14 protein-coding genes, 1 tRNA gene and 5 pseudogenes are annotated in these 20,824 nt (G+C 63.7%); 11 read left to right on the top strand and 9 right to left on the bottom strand.

Translation table 11 applies throughout. The features are described 5' to 3' along the window. Window positions 1–19: 19 nt before the first annotated feature. From FNJ47_RS06530 to FNJ47_RS06505, 6 genes are all read left to right on the top strand, one after another. Window positions 20–670: a 3-oxoacid CoA-transferase subunit B gene (locus FNJ47_RS06530; RefSeq protein WP_163151796.1), complete on the top strand. Its 651-nt coding sequence runs from the start codon at window positions 20–22 to the stop codon at window positions 668–670. A 1-nt stretch (window position 671) separates the two neighbouring features. Beyond that, window positions 672–1,316 carry a GNAT family N-acetyltransferase gene (locus FNJ47_RS06525; protein WP_163151794.1) on the top strand — a complete coding sequence of 215 codons (645 nt, stop codon included), beginning with the start codon at window positions 672–674 and terminating at the stop codon, window positions 1,314–1,316. Between the two features lie 228 nt (window positions 1,317–1,544). Beyond that, a complete protein-coding gene (locus tag FNJ47_RS06520; RefSeq protein WP_163151792.1) occupies window positions 1,545–2,564 on the top strand; it encodes a helix-turn-helix domain-containing protein in 1,020 nt (339 codons plus the stop codon). Window positions 2,565–2,666: 102 nt separating this feature from the next. Beyond that, window positions 2,667–3,194: a tautomerase family protein gene (locus tag FNJ47_RS06515; RefSeq protein WP_163151790.1), complete on the top strand. Its 528-nt coding sequence runs from the start codon at window positions 2,667–2,669 to the stop codon at window positions 3,192–3,194. A 14-nt stretch (window positions 3,195–3,208) separates the two neighbouring features. Beyond that, a complete protein-coding gene (locus FNJ47_RS06510; protein WP_163151788.1) occupies window positions 3,209–4,192 on the top strand; it encodes a carbon-nitrogen hydrolase family protein in 984 nt (327 codons plus the stop codon). Window positions 4,193–4,543: 351 nt separating this feature from the next. Further along, the gene (locus FNJ47_RS06505; protein WP_163151786.1) at window positions 4,544–6,238 is read left to right on the top strand and encodes a VWA domain-containing protein; all 1,695 of its coding nucleotides are present in this window, start codon (window positions 4,544–4,546) and stop codon (window positions 6,236–6,238) included. Window positions 6,239–6,565: 327 nt separating this feature from the next. On the opposite strand, the gene FNJ47_RS06500 is transcribed toward FNJ47_RS06505, so the two are convergent. After that, window positions 6,566–10,417: a PAS domain-containing protein gene (locus FNJ47_RS06500; protein ID WP_163151784.1), complete on the bottom strand. Its 3,852-nt coding sequence runs from the start codon at window positions 10,415–10,417 to the stop codon at window positions 6,566–6,568. Between the two features lie 368 nt (window positions 10,418–10,785). Here FNJ47_RS06500 and FNJ47_RS06495 point away from each other — a divergent pair, with 368 nt between their 5' ends. From FNJ47_RS06495 to FNJ47_RS06485, 3 genes are all read left to right on the top strand, one after another. Beyond that, window positions 10,786–11,184 carry a phasin family protein gene (locus tag FNJ47_RS06495; RefSeq protein ID WP_163151782.1) on the top strand — a complete coding sequence of 133 codons (399 nt, stop codon included), beginning with the start codon at window positions 10,786–10,788 and terminating at the stop codon, window positions 11,182–11,184. A 269-nt stretch (window positions 11,185–11,453) separates the two neighbouring features. Further along, window positions 11,454–11,891 (top strand): phasin, encoded by a 438-nt coding sequence (locus FNJ47_RS06490; RefSeq protein WP_074130367.1) that lies wholly within the window; start codon window positions 11,454–11,456, stop codon window positions 11,889–11,891. A gap of 187 nt (window positions 11,892–12,078) precedes the next feature. Then, window positions 12,079–12,155, top strand: a tRNA-His gene (locus FNJ47_RS06485). Between the two features lie 204 nt (window positions 12,156–12,359). Here FNJ47_RS06485 and FNJ47_RS06480 read toward each other — a convergent pair. The 3 genes and pseudogenes from FNJ47_RS06480 to FNJ47_RS06470 all read right to left on the bottom strand — a co-directional run. Next, a pseudogene (locus tag FNJ47_RS06480) lies at window positions 12,360–13,007 on the bottom strand (helix-turn-helix domain-containing protein); the annotation flags it as partial. 36 nt (window positions 13,008–13,043) lie between these two features. Further along, window positions 13,044–13,919 carry a GlxA family transcriptional regulator gene (locus FNJ47_RS06475; RefSeq protein ID WP_163151780.1) on the bottom strand — a complete coding sequence of 292 codons (876 nt, stop codon included), beginning with the start codon at window positions 13,917–13,919 and terminating at the stop codon, window positions 13,044–13,046. A 674-nt stretch (window positions 13,920–14,593) separates the two neighbouring features. Next, window positions 14,594–15,037, bottom strand: a complete 444-nt coding sequence (locus FNJ47_RS06470) for a CBS domain-containing protein (protein ID WP_163151778.1) — start codon at window positions 15,035–15,037, stop codon at window positions 14,594–14,596. Between the two features lie 336 nt (window positions 15,038–15,373). On the opposite strand from FNJ47_RS06470, the gene FNJ47_RS06465 reads away from it, so the two are divergent. Together FNJ47_RS06465 and FNJ47_RS06460 are read left to right on the top strand one after the other, a co-directional pair. Continuing rightward, a complete protein-coding gene (locus FNJ47_RS06465) occupies window positions 15,374–15,628 on the top strand; it encodes a hypothetical protein (protein WP_163151776.1) in 255 nt (84 codons plus the stop codon). A 586-nt stretch (window positions 15,629–16,214) separates the two neighbouring features. Then, window positions 16,215–17,132, top strand: a pseudogene (locus FNJ47_RS06460) (CaiB/BaiF CoA transferase family protein); the annotation flags it as partial. Here FNJ47_RS06460 and FNJ47_RS54640 read toward each other — a convergent pair. The 5 genes and pseudogenes from FNJ47_RS54640 to FNJ47_RS06435 all read right to left on the bottom strand — a co-directional run. Beyond that, window positions 17,047–17,427, bottom strand: a complete 381-nt coding sequence (locus FNJ47_RS54640) for an SDR family NAD(P)-dependent oxidoreductase (protein ID WP_163151816.1) — start codon at window positions 17,425–17,427, stop codon at window positions 17,047–17,049. The pseudogene FNJ47_RS06460 and the gene FNJ47_RS54640 overlap by 86 nt on opposite strands. A 14-nt stretch (window positions 17,428–17,441) precedes the next feature. Further along, window positions 17,442–18,410: pseudogene (locus FNJ47_RS06450) on the bottom strand (quinone oxidoreductase family protein). 45 nt (window positions 18,411–18,455) lie between these two features. Next, window positions 18,456–19,022 (bottom strand): TetR/AcrR family transcriptional regulator, encoded by a 567-nt coding sequence (locus tag FNJ47_RS06445; protein WP_163151774.1) that lies wholly within the window; start codon window positions 19,020–19,022, stop codon window positions 18,456–18,458. A gap of 188 nt (window positions 19,023–19,210) precedes the next feature. After that, window positions 19,211–20,251, bottom strand: a pseudogene (locus tag FNJ47_RS06440) (SDR family NAD(P)-dependent oxidoreductase). Next, window positions 20,175–20,735 (bottom strand): annotated as a pseudogene (locus FNJ47_RS06435) (LysR family transcriptional regulator); the annotation flags it as partial. The pseudogenes FNJ47_RS06435 and FNJ47_RS06440, both read right to left, overlap by 77 nt. Window positions 20,736–20,824: the final 89 nt, after the last annotated feature.

Here is a 20,824-nt window from a genome sequence, read left to right as displayed (position 1 = left end):
GATTTTTCAGGAGAGACTCATGGCCTGGACCCGTGAACAGATGGCCGCCCGCGCCGCCAAGGAATTGCGCGATGGCTATTACGTCAATCTCGGCATCGGCATCCCGACGCTGGTCTCGAACTACATCCCCGACGGCGTCGACGTGAACCTGCAGAGCGAGAACGGCATGCTCGGCATGGGCCCGTTCCCCTATGAGGACGAGGTGGACGCCGACCTCATCAACGCCGGCAAGCAGACCGTGAGCGAGCTGCCCTCGACCAGCTATTTCTCGTCGGCCGATTCCTTCGGCATGGTGCGTGGCGGCCATATCGATCTGTCGATCCTCGGCGCCATGCAGGTGGCGCAGAACGGCGACCTCGCCAACTGGATGATCCCCGGCAAGATGGTGAAGGGCATGGGCGGCGCCATGGACCTCGTCGCCGGTGTCAAGCGGGTCGTGGTCGTGATGGAGCATTCCGCCAAGGACGGCCCGAAGCTGCTCAAGCAGTGCAATCTGCCGCTGACCGGCGAACGCGTGGTCGACATGGTCGTCACCGATCTGGCGGTGTTCACCATCGACAAGCACGGCAAGGACGGCATGGCGCTGATCGAGCTGGCCGACGGCGTCACGCTCGACGAGGTCAAGGCCAAGACCGAGGCGGAATTCCGCGTCGCGCTGACGAACACCTGAGATGATCGGTGCGGGACGATCTTCGATCCGTCCCGCACGATCCGACGACGCCGCCTTCATCGCGCGTGTTGTCCTGGCCGCACAGCGCGGCCCGCTGCCGCGCGGCTGGTTCGACATCGCGCTCGATCGGCCTGAGCGGGAGTGCCTCGCGTTCATGACGCGGCTTGCCGTGGCGCGGGTGCGGTCATGGTACCATGTCGCCCATTTCCTGGTCGCTGAGGTCGACGGCGTGCCGGCGGCTGCGCTGTGCGCGATGCCGGCATCCGGAACGGTCGTTGCCGCACGCGCGGCGATCGAGGAGGTCGCGGCGGAGACCGGTGTGGATGCCGACGGCATCGTTGCGCGCGGGAGCTATGCCCGTAGCTGCTGGGTCCAGGGCGGCGAGGGCGACTGGCTGATCGAGCATGTCGCAAACGAATCTCCGCATCGCGGCGGCGGTCTGGTGCAGGCCCTGATCGGCCGCGCGCTCGCCGACGGCAAGGCTGCGGGCTATGCCCAGGCGTCGGTTTCGTTCGTGATCGGCAACGACGTGGCCGAACGCTGCTACGCCAAGGCCGGCTTTGGCTTCGCCGAAGAGAAGCGTGACGCCGCATTCGAGGCGCTGACCGGTGCGCCGGGCTTTCGCAGATTTGCGCGAGCGATTTGAGGCGGTGCTCGACCCCCCATCCACCGCCGTCGTCCTGGCGAAAGCCAGGACGACGCTGAATGTGTGGCCTGACTTTTGAGTCGGGTATCTGAGCCCTGCGACAGGTTTTGCCGAGTTGCCTGTCGGGCAGTCACATATCGCGTCACATTCAGCGTCAGCCATCGTCGCTTGCCGGGTCCCCTGCGCGATGGCAGAATTGCCTCATCTTGTGCAAGATCGGACACGGCCGTGCCACTCATCCGGATTTGGGTCTATGACGGCATCCTCGCTTCGGGGGTCGCCGGCATTGTCGACGTGTTCACCGCCGCCAATTCAGTGGCGGCGAACCGGCCCAGGCGTCAGAACGGCAAGCCGTCGCAGCTGCGGTGGCGCATCGAGTCCCTGAGCGGCCGGCCGATACAGACCGCGTCCGGCCAGATCGTCGGTGTCGACGGACCGATCAGCGCGCGGTCATCGGCGGATGCGGTCGTGATCCCCGGACCGTTCGTCGGCGATATCGAGCGGTTCTTCGCGCGGCTCGATACGGTCGAGCCGCTGCTCGCCGCACTGCGGCGGCAGCATGAGCGCGGCACCCTGCTCGCGTCCTATTGTACCGGCAGCGTCATCCTCGCCGAAGCCGGCCTGCTTGACGGCCGGGTCGCGACCACCCATTGGGCAAAGGGGCGGACATTCGCGATGCGCTATCCGGCGGTGGACCTGCGCGTTGCCGAAATCCTCACCGAGCAGAACCGGATCGTCTGCTCGGGCGCGGTGACCACGTCGCTCAATCTTGCGCTGCGGCTGGTCGAGAAATTCGCCGGCACCGACGTGGCGACCGAGACCGGCAAGCTGATGCTGATCGACGGCAATCGCGTTTCGCAGGCGCCCTATGCCAGCCGCACCCACGACATACAGCATTCCGACGCGTTGGTGGCGCAGGCGCAAAGCCTGATGGAGAAGTCGCTGCAACGGGGCTTCAGCCTCGCCCGGCTGGCGCGCGACCTTGCGGTCAGCGAGCGCACCTTGAACCGTCGCTTCAAGCTGGCGGTCGGCGAAGCGCCCCTGCAATATCTGCAGGCGCTGCGCGTCGACGTCGCCAAGCGCCTGATCGAATCCAGGCGGCTGAAGCTCGACGCCGTCAGCGCGCGCGTCGGCTACAACGACCTGTCGACCTTCCGCCGCCTGTTCAAGCGCGAAACCGGGCTATCGCCCCGCGAATACCAGCGCCGGTTTGCGCGTGTCACCGCGCGCATCGCACTGGCCGGCTGACGACGCGGTGTCCGAAATGCCCCTGCGAATGGCGATACTGCCACTGCTGCCGGAGGCACCCCGCGCATAGACCTCATGCTGGCAACAACAGGAGGTTTCCCAATGCCGATGATCGATGTGACAATTCCCGAAGGAGCCCTGAAGCCGCAAGCGGAAGCGCGGCTCATCAAGGAGCTCGGCGACATCCTGATCGGTCACGAGGGATTCGACCCGGCCAACAAGGTTGCGCAAAGTGTCACGGTCGTGTTTCTGCACCGGCCGGCTGCTGTCTATGTGGCGGGCGAGCCGTCGCCGTCGCCACGGTATCGCATCGTCCCGACGGTGCCCGAGGGGCAGTACACCGAGGCCTCGCGCGCGGCCTTGGTAAAGGACGTGACCGACGCGGTGGTGCGCGCCGCAGGCGGTTCGTTCGAGGATGTGGCGCCGCAGGTCTGGGTGTTTCCAACCGAGATACCGGACGGCCAGTGGGGCAGCCGTGGCGTCATTCGTCCGCTGCCGGACATCCAGGCCTTCATCGCGGGCGAGCACGAGCGCAAGGTCGGCGAGGCGCGTCTTGCACGCCGCCGGCGCGTCAAGGCGCTGGAGTTGCTCGGGGGCGCGTTCGACGCCGCCCGCAAGGGCATCGACTGAGGCGGCGAGGGACCATGACAATCGACACGCATTTCAGGCTCGCGGCGATCCAGGCCGCCGCGATCCCGTTCGATCGCGAAGCGTCGGTGGAGAAGGCCTGTCGCCTGATCCGCGAGGCCGGCGCCATGGGGGCCACGATTGCCGCCTTCGGCGAGACCTGGCTGCCCGGCTATCCCTTCTTCTGTCACGCTCCGACCGGGCCGAGCACCTTCCGCGCGATGGCGGAATATCTCGACAGCGCCGTCGAGATTCCGTCGCCCGCGACCGACCAGCTCTGCGATGCCGCAGCGGCTGCCGGGATCGATGTCGTGATCGGCATTGCTGAACGCGATGCGGTCACGAAGGGCACGGTGTACTGCACGTTGCTGTTCATCGGCCGCGAGGGCCGAATCCTCGGCCGCCATCGCAAGCTCAAGCCGACCTTCAACGAGCGTTCGGTGTGGGCCGATGGCGACGCAGTCGGCCTGCGTGTGTATGAGCGGCCCTATGGCAGGATCAGCGGGCTCAATTGCTGGGAGCACAACACCATGTTGCCCGGCTATGCGCTGGCCGCGCAGGGAACGCAGATCCATGTCGCCGCGTGGCCGGGACGGGAGCCCGCCGCGGCGCCGCCATCGCCGACGCCGCTCTGGCCACGCCAGGTGCTGCTGTCACGCGCGTTCGCGTCCCAGGCCGGCTGCTACGTCATCGCCGTCGGCGGCGTGCGGTCGCACGAGGTGACGCCCGAACGCTATCGCGAGCTGTCGACGATCGAGTACAGCGGCGACAGCGTGATCATCGATCCGCGCGGCGAGATCATCGCCGGGCCGGCACAGGGCGAAACCATCCTGATCGCCGAGGGATCACGGCAAGCAGTGCTCGCCGCCAAGGCGCTATGCGATATCGGTGGCCATTACTCGCGGCCGGACCTGCTGCGGCTGATCGTCGACCGCAATCCGCAGGATCGGGTGATCGATTGCAGCTTCGCCGGGCGGGTCACGCCGGACATGTGGGAGTAGTGCGATCGGCGCGGGTATCCCGCGCCGTTCGCGCTTGTAGCGGAGAAGGCTCACTCCGCTTCCGGCGCGACCATACCGCGGCGACGACCGTGCGTGACAGCAACGCGGTGCGAACCGGACGCGCTCGATCCGGCGGGGCGCGGCGTCGATTAATGCATGGTGGGGTGCAAAGGAGCGTCATCTGCGATGGCGCTCAGCCCGTGGTCCATGATCGCAACTCTGAAAACAATCCAATTGTCATCTGCGTGTCGCGTTAGTCCAAACCCATGTCGCGATTGTCCAAGTGTCAGGACGGCGCGTCGTCGTAGTCGTCTTTGCCCTCCGACTGTCTCCATTATCGAGGACCGATCCGTGATTAAGCTTTTTCGCCGCTCGTTCGTTGCCGGCCTGCTGTCGCTTGGCCTGGCTCTGCTGTCTCCGCCTGTCGCGCAGGCCCAGGCGCAGGGCACCGACACCATTCTGGTGCTCGACGCATCCGGCTCGATGTGGGGCCTCGTCGACGGCCAGAGCAAGATCGCCGCGGCACGGCAGGCGGTCGATTCGATCCTGTCGAAATGGAATCCCGCCGATCGCCTCGGCGTGATGGTCTACGGCCATCGCTCGAAGGGCGACTGCAAGGACATCGAGCTGATGATCCCGGTCAGCAAGTTCGATCCGGCGCGGATCAAGGCCGCGGTCGACGGCATCAATCCGAAGGGCAAGACGCCGATCGCGGATTCGCTGCGCGCCGCTGCCGAGGCACTGCACTCGACCGAGAACAAGGCCAACGTGATCCTGGTCTCCGACGGGATCGAGACCTGCGCGCCGGATCCGTGCGGCGCCGCGGCCGAGCTGAAGAAGGCCGGCATCGGCTTCACCGCCCATGTGATCGGCCTCGACGTCGCCGATCCCGCGGCGAAGAGCCAGCTGCAATGCATCGCGCGTGCGACCGGCGGCGTCTATCTCGATGCCAGCAACGCCGCGAGCCTGACCGGCGCGCTGACCAAGGCGGTGGCGGCGACGCAGGGCACCAAGGTCGCGAGCGAGGCGCCGCCGAAGCCGGCGGCGGCCGATCCCTATCTCGGCAAGAACATTCGCGGCGTGGCGCGGCTCGCCGAAGGGCTGGATCCGATCAGCGACGAGGACGTCAACTGGGGCATCTACAAGCGCGCCGGCGACGAGAAGGGCGAACACGTCAACACCTTCTACGGTGCGCCGTTCGCCGACAACATCGCGCCCGGCGACTACGTCGTCGAGGTGAGCTACCGGCAGCTCAAGCGCGAGTTTCCGCTCAAGGTCGAGAAGGGCAAGCCGGCGGCGCTCGACGTCATCCTCGATGCCGGCTACGTCACCAGCGAAGGCTCGGTGGCCGGTGGCGCGGCCAAGGTCGATGACGTGGTCTGGCAGGTCTCCGACAAGGGCGGCAGACTGATCGCGCAGGAATACGACGCGGTACCGCGCTTCGTGCTCGCCGCAGGCAGCTATGTGCTGACCCTGACCAAGGGGCAGTCGAAGACCAGCAAGCCGTTCTCGGTCGCCGCCGGCGATTCCAGCAACGTCCAGCTCAGCCTCGATGTCGGCAAGCTGATCGTGACCTCGACTTACGCCGAGGGCGGCCCGAAGGTCGAGAAGGACATCGTGGTCGCGGTCCGTCAGCCCGCCAAGGCCGACGGCGACGAGGGCGAGAAGGTCGCGCAGGAATACGACGCCGAGTCCAGGTTCGATCTGCCGAGCGGCAGCTACGACGTGACGGCTGTGGTCGGCGAGGCCAAGGGCACGGTGCGCGCGGAGGTGAAGTCCGGCGCGCCGACCCGGATCAACGTCAACCTCAACGCCGGCGTGGTCGGGATCAAGGCCGACGGCGCCCAGGAGATCGACATCCTCAGCGCCGAGCGCGACCTCAACGACGAGCGCAAGCGCATCTCGGTGAGCTATGACGCGGCCTATAACGTCGCACTCAGCGCCGGCGACTATGTCGCGGTCGCCATCTATGCCGACGGCCACAAGGTCGAGAAGCCATTCTCGATCGCCGCCGGCAAGCGCCAGACGCTGGAGATCAAGCAGTAGGGGCGGTGGTGCTTCACCGCTGTGCGTAAGGAACGCGTGGCCAGATGCCCACTTCGGCCGTCGTGAGTTTGCGGCGTGAGGTGGGCACCCTCTCAGGCTCCCTCCCCCTTGCGGGGGAGGGTGGGGAGAGGGGTAAGCCCCGGGCGAGGTGACTGAACAAGGCTTGCTGTCGCAATCTCGTCGTTCTGCAAATGGAGAGAGTGCGCCGTGTGGCCACCCCTCTCCCCAACCCTCCCCCGCAAGGGGGGAGGGAGCCCGTCTGCTCGTGCGTCCATCACACAAGCGGGAAGCTGCACACGCGCTTGCATGCGCGTGTCGCGGACGCCCTCACGCCCTTGCGGCGGCGTGGGAGAACACCACCTCGATCAGCGTGCCGGTGCGGCCGCCGGTGCGGATCTGGAATTTGGCGCGGTTGGCTTCGACCAGCGCCTTGGTCAGCGACAGGCTGACGCCGCCGGAGCCGGCCTGATCGGATGGCGTTGGCGCCCGGAACGGCTCGAGTGCGGCAGCGACCTCGTTGTCGTTGAGGCTCTGGCCGGTGTCGCGCACCCGCAGCATCACCTCGCCGAAATCCGACAGCGCGGTCGAGACGATCACCTGGCCGCCGGCATTGGCGAGATGGATCGAGTTGCCGATCAGGTTCAGCGTGATCTGGCGCAGCGCGCGGGCGTCGGCGACAACAGGCGGCAGCGTATGCGCGAGCGAGGTGCGGATGATGATGCGCTCGCGGTTGGCCTGCGGCTGCATCACGGCGACGCAGCTCTCCACCATCTCGTTGAGGTTCTGGCTGGTGAAGGCGAGATCGAGCTTGCCGGTCTCGATCCGCGACAGATCGAGCAGGTCGTTGACGATCGCGATCACCCGTTCGCCGGAGGCGCGGATGTCCTTCATGTATTCGACATAGCGCTCGTTGCCGAGCGCGCCGAAGCGCTCTGTTATCATCACCTCGGCAAAGCCGATGATGGCGTTGAGCGGCGTGCGCAGCTCGTGGCTGATCCGCGCCAGCACGTCGGTCTTGGCGTTGGCGGCGCGTTCGGCGAGCCGCCGCGCCTCGCGCAGTTCGCCCTCGCTCTTCCTGGTCTGCGAGAGGTCGCGGAACACCGCGAAGAAGTTCGGCCCGTCGGCGCGGGTGCGGCCCATCGTTACCGACAGCGGGATGATGCCACCCTGGCGGACGCGCCCGAGCGTCTCGCGGCCATGATCGAGCAGGCTGGCGACGCCCGCCGATTTCAAGCTGGAGAGATAGTCGAAGATGCCGTGCTGGCTTTCCGGCGCAAACAGGTCGGCGAGATTATGCGTGACGAACTCGTCGCCGTCATAGCCGAACAGCGCTTCGGCGCTGCGGTTGCAGGAATGGATGTTGCCTTCGGCATCGAACATGATGATGCCCTCGGCCGCGGTGTCGAGGATCGCGCCGAGCTCCTCGGCGTCGGCGTGGCCGGCCTGCGGCGGCGGTGGCGCCAGCACCGGCTCCACGATCGCGGCCGGTTCGGGATCGGAGAGCGCGGCTGCGACCGCAGTGTCTTCGTTCAGCGTGCGCGAGAAGATCAGCGCCAGCGCGGACTCGTCGTCCCAGTTGATGGTGTGCAGCCGCGCTTCCGCGGACACCTGCTCGGCCTGGCCGTTCTGGTTGGCCGAGATCGTGACCGGCGTGCCGGTGCCGGAGGTGCTGCTCGCCTGCGAGACGCCGGGCTCGACATAGAGCGCATCGAGCCCGCCGGCGGCTTCCAGCGCGTGCAGGCTGTCATAGCCCATGCGGGCGAGGAAGGCGTGATTGGCATAGAGCAGGCGGTCGAGCCGGTAGATCAGGATGCCGACCGGCAACAGATCGAGCAGCGCGCGGTCGCGCCGGGAGTCGGCGCGCGGCGCGGGCTCGGCCGCCGCGAGCCAGCCGGCCTTTGGCGGCTCGGCCGGCGTCTCCTGCTGCGTAACCTTTTCCTGCTGAGACGCAGCCTCTTGCGGCGGCTCGCCTGCGGACGGCTCGTCGGCGATCGGCTCAGCGGTGGCACTGTCGTTGGTAGGCGCGGTGAGGCCGGCCTCGCTCTCGAGCCGCGCCGACAATTGGCGGGCGAGCTCGTTGAAGGCGTTGTTCTCGACAGGTGTCAGCGAGGGCGGCCGGGTGTCGCCGGCAAGACGGAACGGCACCACATTCTGCGGTGTGTCTTGACGCACTTCCTGCGTTTCCTCGTGCGTTTCCACGGCGTGATCCGGATCGGCTTGGTGTGAAGTCTCTGCTGCTGTCGGCTCGGTCAATTCCTCGGGTGGTGCGGCTGCGTTGGTATCGGGCGGCGGCTCCGCGTGTGGCGGAGGACTTTCATGTGGCGGCGCAGCGGTGCGCGGCGCCGGCGCGACGTCGGCCGACAGCAATTGCGGCACGATCGAGCCGCTGAAGAACTCATAGCGGCGCAACGCGGCGAGTCGCGCAAGCCCGTCGAGATCACGACACACACCAAAGCCGCGATAGCCGGCGAAATTCCGGTTGCGGTCTAACACCGGCAGGCCGGACAATTCGACCGGCAAGCGGCCGCCGCCGTCGACCGGCCAGTTCAGCGTGATGCCGCTCCAGGTGTCGTGGCTGGCGAAGGCCTGCATCACGCGGCCTTCGGGATCGACGCCGAAGCTCTCGGCGATGTCGCTCCACAGCCGGCCGAAGCCGGCCGCGGTGTGCAGGCCGATCAGCCGGGTGAATTCGTCGGAGCCGAGCGAGAAGCGGGCCTCATGGTCCATCTGCCACATGAAGCGCAGCGGATGCCGCCGCACCGGCAACGGCTCGTCGAGCCAGGATGGCGGTTTTGCTGGTGCTGATGCCACGGGCTCCGGCTCGGCGACCGGCGGCACGGGCAGATCCGCGATCGCATAGGGCGAGGGGACGGGATCGGCGGGCGGCGCCGGTGTTTCCGAAGCTGGCGCAGCTGCGGTCGCTTCGAGAACGGATGCGGGCTCCGCCGCAGGCGCTGCGACCCGCTCCTCGGCGGGCACTTCGATCAGCGCTTCCGACAGCGGCTCCTCGACGGCGGGCGTTTCGTCGGGCGTGGTGTCGAGAGGCGCGGTCTCGACGTGCGCCTCTTCTGCTGCCGCGGGAGATGGAGCCGCGTGCACGGGCTCCTCGACCTGCGCTTCCATAGGCGCCTCGATCAGCGCTTCCGACAGTGGCTCCTCGACAGCGGGCGTCACGTCAGGCGTGGTGTCGAATGCCGCGGTCTCGACGGGCGCCGTCTCCACGTGCGCGTCTTCTGCTGCCGCGAGCGATGGAGCTGCGTCCGCAGGCCTGGATTCAGCGGGACTGATGATCGGTTCGGCTACTGCCTCGTCCGCCGGTGGATCAAGCGCATCGAACAGCGTGAAGGTGGCCGGCGCTTCGCTGGCCGGTGCGGGGGCTTCATCCTGCACGGTGGGTTGCTCGACAGCGGCAGGCGCCGGCGGCGGCTCGACTGCGGCGGCCTCTTGCGGCGTCGTCGCTGCGGTGACCGGCGTTTCCGGCTCAACCGGCTCAGGCGCAATCGGCGCCGCCGGTCTGGCAGCGAGATGCGGGGCCGGCTTGATCAACGCGATCAGCGCGCGATCGGCGCCGCGGCCGATCCGTTGCAGCACGACGCGGCCGATCGCGACGCTCGCCGCCGCGCGGCCCTGCGCCAGCGCCTCGTCGCGCGCGGCATCGAGGCCGGCTTCGGTGAGATCATGCAGGCCGGGCAGCGAACGTGCGCCTTCGTTGGTTGCGATCAACAGTCCATCGCCGTTGAAGGCGGCGGCGGGACGGTCCAGTCCCTGCACCAGCCGCTGCAATCGCTCGGCAAGCGGCATGCTGCGGCCGCCGGCATTGAGCGCCGAAATCAGGATGCCGTGGCTGCCGTTCGGCAGGTCGATACGGATGCAGCCGCAGGTCGCGAGCATTCCGGGTGCCGCGCCGAAGCCGCGTAGCCGCTCCAGCCGCACCGCGCCGTTGGCGCCGAGGCCAGGGCCGAGCCGGGCAACCTGGCGGCGATGCGGATCGGCCGGACCGAAGGCGCGCTTGGCCAATTCAGCGCTGTTAGCGGCGCCAAATACCTGCGCGCCGACCGGATTGGCCCAGAGAATCCGTGCGCCGTCAGCCGACCACAGCCATGCCGGCAGGTTGCCCGTCGCATGGTCCGCCAGCTTGACATCGCCGAGCGCCTGGATCTGGAATTCCGCGTCACTCATCACGCAAGATTTGACTGCATAGGTTTGGCTTCTTCCTTAGCTTTGCCGAAGGCCGGCAGCCGCAGGACGACAGCCTTAACAGAAGGTTAGTATCGCAACTGGGGGGCGGCAGGTCCATGTCCGCAGGCAGGATGCCGCCGCCAAAGCCGGGATAACGTTAACTTGGCTGAACGATCCACAGCCGTTTGGCGTTGTCGGGCAAAGGCGGCTGCGACAGCATGATGCGGAACCAGGCGGCACCGCGTCACACCTGCGATGGCAGTGCCACGATATATCGTGCCGTCTAGTCCACCTCTATTCTGCCTCTATTCTACTTTGGGCCCGCAGGGCCAACCGGCGGGCCGATCACCAAGCGAGGGAGAGCGACCATGAGCGACAACGGGCGTGACCATTTCGAGATCCCCAAGTTCGAAATCCCCAAGGACATGCGGTCGATGGCCGAGGCGAGCTTCGACCAGGCGCGCAAGGCTTTCGAGCAATTCGTGACCAACGCCAGGGACACCGCCGGCAAGATCGAGGAGCGCAACGCCACGATGCGCGCCGGCGCCAAGGACCTGTCCACCAAGGCGCTGTCCTACGCCGAAAAGAACGTGCAGTCGTCGCTGGACTACGCCCAGTCGCTGCTCAAGGCCAAGGACCTCACCGAGGTGATGCGGCTGCACAGCGAATATGTGCAGGGCCAGATGCGCTCGCTCGCCGAACAGGCCAGCGAAATGGGCCAGGCGGTCAGCCGCGCGGCGATGGACGCGGTCAAGCCGAAGAGCTGACGGGGCGAGTCGATTCAGGCTGATTTTGGCCCTCAAACTTGGTCGGGCGCGGTAACCCCATATTCCGTCACATAAAAAATGTGGCGTCGCACGCGATCTTACGTTGCGTTGCACAAAATTGACATGATATGGGTGTTTATTAGGCGCGCCCGACGAAGGGCACTCCCGTGAATCAAGGCAGCGTGATCCATTTCAGCGCTCCCGGCCTGATGGGCTCGGGGACGTCCGCAATGGTCACATCTACTCACCCGTTGCGAAGGATTACACGTATGACCAACCCGTCCGATCCGTTCTCCGCCTCCATCATCCCGTTCGAGGTTCCCGAGCAGGTGCGCGCGTTCGCCGAAAAGGGCGTGCTGCAGGCCCGCGACAGCTACGCCAAGTTCAAGGACGCCGCCGAGACCCACAACTCGACGGTCGAGGCCGTGTTCACCTCGATGAACAAGGGCGCCACCGCCTATTCGGCCAAGCTGATCGAGTTCTTCAAGGCCAATACCACTTCGTCGCTCGACTTCGCCCAGGAGCTGTTCAGCGTGAAGTCGCCGACCGAAGCGGTCGAGCTGTGGACGTCGCACGCCCGCAAGCAGTTCGAGACCTACACCGCGCAGGCCAAGGAACTGGCCGAGCTCGGCCAGAAGGTCGCCAGCGAGACCGCCGAGCCGATCAAGGCCAGCGCCTCGAAGTTCTATCAGCAGCCGGCCGCCTGATCGCGGTCTGCACGAGCTAACGAAAGGCCCGGGCCTTGCTGGTCCGGGCCTTTTTGCTGGACGGGCCATCGAACGGCCCGAGATAAGAGCGGAAATCGGCGCGTTACGGCCTTGCCAAAGGCGGGCGTTGCACCTAGTTTCCGCCCGAAATCGCCGCCCCCCTTCATGTGGGGCCGTGCGTCAGGATGCAGTTGTAGCTCAGTTGGTTAGAGCGCCTGTCTGTGGAACAGGAGGTCGGTGGTTCGAGCCCACCCAACTGTACCAACAAGATCAAATCTTTAGAGAAAACATCGAAGGCTGGCGGATTGCCGTAGCTACCAACTAGCTACCACCAGAGCGCAAGTGTATTGCGCTCGCTTGAGCGCGACCGAAATTCACGTGGAGGGCGCGTTTTAGGCTGCTGTCGGTGTGAAGGAAAATGGACGGACTCGCATCGACATCCGTCTCGGATCCGCCGGTTAACCCGGATTACGCCTCACTATCCGACGTGCCTCGCACTCCTCGGCGCCACGCTCCCGGACTGACGCCGACCATTGCTGAAAATACCCTCGTAAAGTGGCTCTGATTGGCAAACCCAGCCGATTTCGCAACCTCGGACAGCGGCAGATCGCGGATGGTCATCAACTGCTCGGCCGTCTTCACCCGCCGGCGAAGTAGCCATCGATGCGGCGGCAGACCGGTGGAGATTCGGAACGCCCGCGAGAAATGATCGACCGAAAGATCAAACTCGGCTGCGATCTGCCGCAAAGGAGTCTTTCCGGCGAGATCGGCATTGAGCCTATCGCAAGCACGGTCTAATTGCCACGGAGCGAGGCCGCCGCGGATCGGCTTGGCGCTGCGCGGGAGGCCACCGTAGGTTTGAGCGATGTGTGCAGTAAGTGCGTGCAACATGTGGTCGACGAAAAGCTGGTTGGCCTCGTCCGCTCGACGCAAAGCTTCCACGAGCGACGCACCGAGGTTACGGACGACTGCGTCGTCGTGGCCTATACCCGGCTCATAGGCAAGCTCGCCAATGCGCGGTGCGCCGGCCTGCCTCGCAATGTCGTCAAGGGCAGAGCGCGGAAGATAGAAAAAGAGGGAGTGAAACGGCTTGTCGATGACGTACCGCAGAGACCGGGGAGGAGCCGGGCACGATTCCGTTTCTCAAGCGCTTTACCGTATTTGGTCTCGGCTACCAAAACCCACTTCCCGCGCTATGACGTCGATCGAGTGCCGGCCGTCTTCGACCATCACCTTTGCCGTCTCGATGCGCAGGTTTTCAACCGCTTTGGCCGGCGACTGGCCCGTCTCCTCATGAAATGCGCGGCTGAATTGACGCGGACTGAGATGCGCCGCCTCTGCAAGCTGCTCGACCGTCAGCGGGGCATGGAGATTGCGGCGGGCAAACTCTAACGCGCGTTGAATTCGGTCGGATTTCGGTTCGATTTCGAGCAGCGCCGAATGTTGCGTCTGCCCGCCCGCCCGCCGATGAGACATCACCAAGTTTCTCGCCACCGATCGGGCGAGTTGTTTTCCTGCGTCTTTCTCCACCATGGCCAGCGCCAGATCGATGCAGGCCGTGCACCCGGCCGAGGTCCAGATCGAACCATCCACAATGAAGATACGATCTTCGTCTAGCCTCGCCTTCGGGAAACGCTCCCGGAAATAGCGGGCGTAGGCCCAATGAGTCGTGACGCGGCGATCATCCAACAGACCGGCCTCCGCAAGGACCAGCGCTCCGGTGCAGATCGACGCAACCCGTCGGGCTTTGCGCGGAGCGTTCCTCACATAGGTGAGGAGCTCTGGCGAAAAGGTTGGCTTTTCGACGAGGGTTCCGAGCACGATCAACGTGTCGAACTCGGTCTCGTCGAACTTTTCCGTCTCCAGGGTCAGGCCACTAGAGGTTTTGACGGGCCCCCCGTTTTCGGAGAGGACGCACAAATCATAGAGCGGCTCCGGCGCAAGCATGTTTGCACATTCGAAGACGGAGACCGTGCTCAAGCTCAGTACTTGAAAATGCGGGAAGGTGATAAAGCCGATGCGTCGCATGGGAGGTCTCCAATATCGAACCGCACGCGGTAACTGTCTCCCCGACGCCCAGGCTTGCACGTGTATCCTGCCATGCGCATCGTGGCCAGCCAACGTGTTGGGAAGTTGAATAGCCGTCGCGATAAGTGCCAGTATCTCTGCGCGGCACCTCCGCCTTGGTTAGAAGATCGGATCAGCTGGAGGCGGTAATATCCGTCCAAAGAGCAACGAACACGGGCCGCTAGCCCGTCGAATTACCGTTCGTGCCCGCCGTCGCGTAGCGCTACGCGAAGCGACTTCGCAAGCTGTCGCGCCCGGAGCCGCACGCGCACACGGCTCCTTGGGTCATCTTCGGTCTTTGGGCTACGACATGATGTCCGTCGCCACCCATCGCTGACAATTCTCCGCATTCACACGGACTGACCGCTTCGGGTCGCGAGCGTCGTCTTGTGCAATAGACGGGTGCTCGTCAACTTCCGCTATGCCCCGTTTGCGACCGAGTTCGTGACGCGACGCAATATGTCGCGAAATTGCTAACCGAAGGGTCATGTCGGCTCATCAGAAGAACAACAATATGCAAGGTGACTCATCAAAAAGAATTGGATTCTCTCGATGCCCGCGAACTTCGACTTTTCACACAGCCTGGGCCACAAGCAGACATACGCGGGGGGCCACGGCACCGCGCGGTTCGTCTGTCAGCCCCCGGGGCCGTCCTTCATGATGTAGCCCATCAGGTCGTCCACGTTGTGCTCCAAATCCCGGATGATGTTCTTGACGACGTCTCCGATCGAGATCACGCCCACGACCTTGCCCGCGTCCAGCACTGGCAGATGGCGAAAGCCGCGCTGAGCCATCATTGCCATGCAGCCCTCCAGCCGATCGTCCGGCTTGACCGTCACCGGGTTGCCCGTCATCACTTGGCCCACCGGCGTCTGCTTCGCATCGAGCCCGGGCAGCAGAACTTTGATGGCGCAGTCACCCTGGGTCACGATACCGACCAGCACGTCGTCGTCGATGACCAGCACCGACCGGACCCGGTTGTCGCGCATCTGGCGCAAAGCTTCGACGACCATGTCGCCGGAACGAACATGGATCAGGGCGCCACTCTTCTGGGCCAGAGCGTTTTTTACTGTGCTCATCGATTTCCTCTCGTGGGCTCTGTCCTGTCCGCCTTGATGGTCCGCATCGAAGGATAGTCGAAATATCTTGCGTCGTCAGCACCGCGCCGATGTCTTCGGCGAAGCCTGCCACCGATCCCGACAGCGGGATTTTCACCGCCTCCATGGCGTAGCCCTGGTACCCAGGTTCAAGCGGTCTAAGCACTGGCACGGGCTCAAGGGCTGCTATGGAGCCCACTGCAGACTACCTGGACCCGAAAATCCATTTCTGAGATTGAACCCTTAGCTGACATGCGCTTGCTGTGAGGGGATTGCAATTCGTGGAAGTGAAGCGCGAGCCGCGCTCTCGAACGAAAATTGAACGTATCTGGCGCGGTTTCCGGTGCGGTCGCCGCGCTGCGGGCAACAAAGACCAAGCAAGACGTTGATATTCTTGGTGGGCCCGGCAGGACTCGAACCTGCAACCAGACCGCTATGAGCGGCAGGAAATGGGATGCGGTGATTGATTATTCTACATTTTTTTTGATGTTTAGCCGCGTTTATCGCGCTTGGCGAGATCGCTTCTGGTGCGAAACTGGTGCGGTTGGCCTAGCTTTCGATAGCGACCGCTGAACGGCGTGGCTCGTAAGGTCGTCTTCCACTCTCTCCGCCCCACTGCTTCTACTCCGCATTTAACCGTTCGAAGCGACAGCAACGCAAGCGTCCCTTCACTCCCAACTTTTCTTCGCGTTTATGACCTGTGGCTTTGCTGCAGATTGGCAGTGCAGGAAAGGCGCTTCGGTCAGAGCGTTTTCGGCATTCGACTCCACACGTACTCCGGAGCGTGCACAGCTGAGTTGTTAGGAGTGGCCGCTGTTGGCGTAAATCTGACACTAAGGCCGGTCCGATCGGCCGAGGCCTCAGTTTGGATCGCGGCAACGATGGGACTCGCCAGGAGGGCGCGTTGGGTTGATTTTGAGAGCGTACTGACTTGCCTGTTCGAAGCGGTCAAAGTGATCTTGGGCGTGCCAGCCTTCCTCGGGAAAAGTCCTGCCTCCAAATGAACCGATGCGCGACAGTTCATTGATGCGCCGGCCGTGGCCAATATCATGAGCCGCGATTTAATCAGTCTGCGGGATTAAAATCCAACTATTCGATGTTGGATCTGCAGACGGCGCGTGTGGTGAGAATACGGGGCCCTTAATCGAGAGGTGTCCCGATGAACTCCATCCTGCCGAACGAAGCATTCGATGACCGCCCGTTGTTTTCGGGACTTAGGGTTCTCGATATCGCCAGCTTCATCGCCGGGCCTACCGCTACGACCGTGCTGTCGGACTTTGGTGCCGAAGTGGTCAAGGTGGAAGCGCCCGGGATGGGGGATCCGTATCGACACACATACTTGAGCCCGCCAAATCCATCTTCGAAAGAAAACTACGCATGGCAGCTCACCAATCGCAACAAGCGAAGCTTGGTGGTGGATTTGAAGAACCCACATTCGGCGGAGGTTTTGGCCCGCCTAGTAAAGTGGGCCGACGTTCTCGTGACGAATTTTCCTCCTCGGGTGCGACAAAGGCTGGGTTTGAACTACGAAGATGTATCTTTGCTCAATCCACGTCTCATCTACGCCGATATCACCGGATATGGTGAGGTGGGACCGGAAGCGGACAAGCCCGGATACGACACGACTGCGTATTGGGCGCGTTCGGGTTTGATGCATGTCACTCGCCAAGCGTCTAGTCCGCCCGCCTTGCCGGTGCCGGGGGTTGGCGACCATGCCACAGCGATTTCCCTCTACGCTGGCATCGTGAGCGGGCTTTATCGGCGCGAGCGCACCGGCAAGGGCTGCAATGTCCAAACCTCTTTGATCGCCAATGGCGTATGGGCGACAGCCATGTGGCTGCAGGGCGCACTGCAGGGCGCGAAGTTCAGCGACGAAATTGATCGACGCCGGCCCCCGAATGCACTCTTCAACAGTTACCGAAGCCAGGATAGTCGCTGGATCTTGCTCGCGTTCGTCCAGGAAGACAAGAACTGGCCCGCTTTTGCTCGGGCTATCGAGCGCCCCGACATGCTGTCGGATCCGAGGTTCGCCGATGCGGAGCGTCGCCGCGCACGTTCACCGCCAGCGACAGATCGAGATCTTCAAGCGGAAACGTGTCGATCGGTCCGAGCCGCAGGACCCCGGCATTCACCACGACGGCGTCAAGCGGGCCCAATTGATCTGCTGCGAAGTCAACCGCGTGTTGGATCGCTTTGCTATCCGCGCTATCTGCCTTCAATGCGGTGGCTCGGCGCCCTCTTGCTTCGACAGCGGCGACAATTTCCGCAGCACGATCCGGTTGAGAGACAAAGGTGAACGCGACATCGAAGCCGTCTTCACCCAAACGTTTAACGATGGCGCCACCGATGCCTCGAGCACCGCCGAAGACCATTGCTACCTTGTTCGTCATGGGACCAGCACCAGCTTGCCCGCGGTCTTACGGCTTTCCATGTCGGCCTGGGCGCGGCTTGCCTCCGCCAACGGATACTAACCGCCCGGATGGATTCTGAGCTTTCCTTCCCTGATCCAGTCGAAGAGCTGCTTTGAGTGCTGCCGCAGCAATTCCACTGTGTAGATATGATGAAAGAAAGTCGCATAGCCAATTTTGATGCTGTTCGGCAGTGTCATGAGATCGAGGCCGCCAGGCCCGCCCAGAACCGGGCTGTACCAGCAGAAGGTGCCGGACCGCCTCAGGATGTCGAGCGAACCCTGGAATGTGGTCGGCCCCGAGCCGTCGTATACGACGTGAACACCTTCGCCCCCTGTTAGGCGCAGTGCCTCTTCCGCGAAGCGGCTCTGCGTATCGACAATCACGTGATCGGCGCCGGCCGCCTTGGCGATTGCGACCTTCTCCTCCGACGAGACGCGGCCGATCACCCGGCCTCCGCGTATTTTGATGACCTGTGTCAGGAGGAGGCCGACACCCCCCGCGGCTGCGTGGATGAATGCGATGTCGCCCGGTTGGACCGGATAGAAGTCGGTCGCGAAATGGCTCGCGGTGAGCCCGTTCATCATGACCGATGCAGCCGTGCGGTCGTCAATGTCATCCGGGATCGGGACGAGTGCGGTTGCTGGAATTGAAATCCGTTCAGCGTAGCTGCCCGGGGCGTATACCCAAGCGACGCGCTGATTGGTGACAAACCCCTCGACGCCATCGCCTACTGAGGCAACGCGCCCGGCGCCCTCGACGCCGAGAATCTTTGGGTTCGGTCTGTCCGTCCATGCAATTCCCTGGCGGACGCCGATGTCCATGAAGTTGATCCCTGCATAGGCGATGTCGACCAGGACTTCGCCCGGACCAGCAACTGGTTCCGGCATATCGACATGCTCCAGCATCTCGCGGCCGCCTATGCCATTCATCACGACTGCTTTCATCATATCACCTTTGTTGAACGATCGTTCCGTTATTGGGCAAAAAAACTAGCGCATTGCCCGAAGCGCCATCTCGCCAAGACTGGTGAGATCCTTCGGTTTAGCCCCGCCGCGAGCCGCGATCCGAATGCCGGCGAAGCTTGCCATCAGGAAAGTCGCCAGTTGATCGGGATCGAGCGCACCAGAGATGTCGCCCTCGGCCTGCGCCTTGCGGATGCTGTCCAGCATAGCGGCGCGAAGCCCCCGATCCGCCGCGGCATTGATCTCCGTGAGCTCGGGACGGGCGCAGCCGAACTCGGCAATTGAGCTCACACCCAAGCAAGGCACCTTTGCCTTGCGCACGACGCGGTCAAGCATCGCGCGGATACCGTCGATCGCGCGCTTCCCTGTACGCAATGCGGCACGATGCTCGCTGCCTTCCGCAATCACATAGCGCCGCACCACGCTAAGGTAGAGCTGCCATTTGTCGCCAAAGGCGTCGTAGAGACTCTGGCGACCGATCCCCATCGCATCAACGAGCATCTGCGCGGAGGTGCCTTCATATCCGTGCTCGCGGAAGACACTTGTCGCGCCATTGAGCGCCGTATCGATATCGAAGGTTCGGGGTCTTGCCATGATCCGAATATAGGATTGGCGGAACGATCATTCAAGTATGTGCCGGCTAAAATCCAACCCTCGTTCATCTTTCTCGCCGTATCGTGTGAGATCGATGCCGGAGACCGTGAAGCCCAACTCGTTGGTTACAGGTTCAAAGTTGATCGACATATCCTCACCCACAGCCGGTTACGGCCCTGTCTTTTCGTTCACGCGAAGCATGCGGCTCCTGTCATCCGCTCGCTAAGCTTCCAGAGGCGATCGGCCAGATCCTCGTCCATCGCCCATGGGCGAACGCCAGGTCCGAGGTATGTGTCGTCGTCGGACACCGCTTCGGCGATGTTGCAATCTGTCAATCGGCTTGCAAATTTGACGGGGGGCAATATTGCAAGCCGAATGACAGTTGCAATCTTCACAATAGAGGCCACCGAGGCCTTCGATCTGGGGACTGGTTGCGCACCAGACGCTGGTCGCGGCGCCCTGTGCAATCGTCTTGCTGCCTGCCGGACCCTCGCGCTGAACCCGGCCCTCCGCGTCGATAATGCCCATCGCCATCAGTTCTTCGCGGGATAGGTAGCGAGCGATATCGGTCAGGACGCTGCCGGGGTGCAACGAAAAGGCGCGAATGCCGTACGACGCGCCGCGCTCGTCGAGCCCCAGCGCGAAAACCGCGTTCGCCGTCTTCGACTGACCGTAGGAATCCCACTTGTCATAGGGACGGCGCTCATAATTGGGATCTTCGAAATTCACCTTTCCGCGGCGGTGGCCGCGCGAGGAAACCGAGACCACGCGCGCACCGCCCGCATCGGCCAGCGCCGGCCACAGCCGTGCCGCGAGTTGGAAATGGCCGAGGTGATTGATCGCGAACTGGCTCTCGTAGCCGCGCGCGTCCTTTTCAAGCCCGGGAGGTGCCATGATCGCAGCGCTATTGACGAGCATGTGAAGTGGCCGCTTGCTTGCGAGAAACTCGGCGACGAATCGATCGATCGAAACAGGATCTGCCAGGTCCATCGCCGCCTCTTCGATACCCGCGAAGGGCGCAAGCGCCGTCTTCGCCTTGTCGGGCGTGCGGGCGGGGACGATAACGGTCGCGCCTGCACCCGCCAATACGCGGATGTCTCGAGCCCGATACCCGAATATCCGCCGGTCACGATCGCGACCTTGCCCGAAAGATCACGCCCAGTGATAATCTCGTCGGCCGTCGTCTTGGGACCGAAATCCGAGGGAAGCTGCACTTGCATTCGGGCCATTCGCAATCCTTTCCGTCATTTGTCGCCAAAGCTCGCGGAAGACACCTGTCGCGCCATTGAGCGCCGTATCGACATCGAAGGTTCGGGGTCTTGCCATGACCTCTATATAGAAGTTACGGAACGATTGTTCAAGTAATTTTGCGACGAAAGCAAAATCGAGCTCGCCGCTCTTTATCAACGCCAACAAGGTGTCGCTGTATCCGACCTCTGGATACTCGCTCGTGAAATAAGCAAGCGCGGGGGCCAACGCGGCCTTGCTTAGCGTTGGCGGAATACCGACGGCGATTCGGCCCGAGAGAGTGCCGGCAAGGGCGCGGATCTCGTCCGTCGCACAATTGACCTCATAGAGGATCTGAGAGGCGCGCGCATAAAGTTTCTGTCCTGCGACGGTCGCAACGACGCCTCGTCCCAATCGTTCGAACAGTTCGGTGTGCAAGTCGGATTCCAGTGCAGCGATTTGGTTGCTGACACCCGGCCGAGTGGCATTGAGCCGCTTAAAGGCGCTCGCGCGCCTTTCTCAGGAAGCCGTCTCGTCGGGCCGCTGCAGCAAACGCTCGCTGACTGACCAGAGCT

This window comes from Bradyrhizobium uaiense, assembly GCF_010811875.1.
GTDB lineage: Bacteria > Pseudomonadota > Alphaproteobacteria > Rhizobiales > Xanthobacteraceae > Bradyrhizobium > Bradyrhizobium uaiense.
Note: the sequence above shows the minus strand (reverse complement) of the source record. Positions and strands in the feature narration are given on the sequence as shown.

Excerpts from the sequence above, each read along its gene's own strand:
- FNJ47_RS06500 (WP_163151784.1), bottom strand. The coding sequence starts at position 10,417 with ATGAGTGACGCGGAATTCCAGATCCAGGCGCTCGGCGATGTCAAGCTG.
- FNJ47_RS06515 (WP_163151790.1), top strand. The coding sequence starts at position 2,667 with ATGCCGATGATCGATGTGACAATTCCCGAAGGAGCCCTGAAGCCGCAA.
- FNJ47_RS06525 (WP_163151794.1), top strand. The coding sequence starts at position 672 with ATGATCGGTGCGGGACGATCTTCGATCCGTCCCGCACGATCCGACGAC.
- FNJ47_RS06475 (WP_163151780.1), bottom strand. The coding sequence starts at position 13,919 with ATGCGACGCATCGGCTTTATCACCTTCCCGCATTTTCAAGTACTGAGC.
- FNJ47_RS06470 (WP_163151778.1), bottom strand. The coding sequence starts at position 15,037 with ATGAGCACAGTAAAAAACGCTCTGGCCCAGAAGAGTGGCGCCCTGATC.
- FNJ47_RS06530 (WP_163151796.1), top strand. The coding sequence starts at position 20 with ATGGCCTGGACCCGTGAACAGATGGCCGCCCGCGCCGCCAAGGAATTG.
- FNJ47_RS06495 (WP_163151782.1), top strand. The coding sequence starts at position 10,786 with ATGAGCGACAACGGGCGTGACCATTTCGAGATCCCCAAGTTCGAAATC.
- FNJ47_RS06445 (WP_163151774.1), bottom strand. The coding sequence starts at position 19,022 with ATGGCAAGACCCCGAACCTTCGATATCGATACGGCGCTCAATGGCGCG.
- FNJ47_RS06510 (WP_163151788.1), top strand. The coding sequence starts at position 3,209 with ATGACAATCGACACGCATTTCAGGCTCGCGGCGATCCAGGCCGCCGCG.
- FNJ47_RS54640 (WP_163151816.1), bottom strand. The coding sequence starts at position 17,427 with ATGGTCTTCGGCGGTGCTCGAGGCATCGGTGGCGCCATCGTTAAACGT.
- FNJ47_RS06490 (WP_074130367.1), top strand. The coding sequence starts at position 11,454 with ATGACCAACCCGTCCGATCCGTTCTCCGCCTCCATCATCCCGTTCGAG.